We start from the raw sequence: 1,102 nt of genomic DNA, 5'->3' as shown, positions 1-1,102 counted from the left end.
GTCAGCATCCGCGTTTTTCGCAGCGGAGCTCGACCGCCCCGTGACGAAATGATCGCCTTCATCGATGCACATCGCGATCAATTCGGGGTCGAGCTCATCTGCCGTATCCTACGGGCAGCAATCCCGGGTTTCCTGACCGCCCGCGGCTACCGCGCCGCACGGACCCGCCCGGCCTCTGACCGCGAGATCCGCGACGAACAGCTGATCGCCGACCTCCGCACCGTGCATAAAGACAACTTTTCCGTCTACGGCGTCAAGAAGATGCACGCAGCGATGAAACGTCGCGGTTGGCACCTGGGCCGCGAACAAACACGACGGTTGATGCACAAAGCCGGCCTGCGCGGCATCCAGCGAGGAAGACCAGTGTTCACCACGGTCACCGACCCCGCCGATCAACGTCCAGTCGATCTGGTCAACCGCCAGTTCAATGCCGCCGCACCGAACCGGTTGTGGGTCGCTGACATCACCTTCGTGCGGACCTGGCAGGGGTTCTGCTACACCGCGTTCGTCACCGACGTCTGCACCCGCAAGATCGTCGGCTGGGCCGTATCGACCACGATGCGCACCGAAGATCTCCCGTTACAAGCCTTCAATCACGCTGTGTGGCAGTCAGACTCAGATCTATCTGAGTTGATTCATCATTCCGACCGCGGATCCCAATACCTGTCGCTGGCATACACCGACAGGCTGGCCGAGCTCGGGATCGCGCCCTCGGTGGGGTCGCGAGGCGATAGTTATGACAACGCCCTTGCCGAGGCCGTCAATGCCGCCTACAAAACCGAGGTGATCAACCGTGGCAAGCCCTGGCGCGGCGTCGACGACGTCGAACTAGCGACCGCCCAATGGGTGGCCTGGTACAACCAGGAACGCCTGCATGAAGCCCTCGGCTACGTTTCACCGGCCGAGTACGAGGTCGCCCTCACCGGCGCCTCACACCCTGCGAGCCAGCCAACCCCGGCCCTCGTACCCAACTAGGAACAAAACCTGGGGTACTTCACCACCCCACCAAAACCATCATCAACCGACACCGTGAACGAATCCGACTTCGCCGACGCCGGAGCACCCGACTTCGCCGCCGCATGCCGCGCCTCCGCAGTCGGGG

General features: G+C 62.9%; 1 protein-coding gene and 1 other annotated feature. The gene reads left to right on the top strand.

Going from position 1 to position 1,102, the window contains the following annotated elements; all coding sequences use genetic code 11:
- Window positions 1-975 (top strand): IS3 family transposase (locus H7I41_RS17570; RefSeq protein WP_264013891.1); only part of this gene is annotated, 975 nt, incomplete at its 5' end.
- Window positions 10-126: a sequence feature (AL1L pseudoknot), on the top strand. (Overlaps the previous gene by 117 nt.)
- Window positions 976-1,102: the final 127 nt, after the last annotated feature.

Origin of the sequence: [Mycobacterium] manitobense (assembly GCF_025821665.1) — a bacterium.
Classification (GTDB): Bacteria; Actinomycetota; Actinomycetes; order Mycobacteriales; family Mycobacteriaceae; genus Mycobacterium; species Mycobacterium arseniciresistens.
Note: the sequence above shows the minus strand (reverse complement) of the source record. Positions and strands in the feature narration are given on the sequence as shown.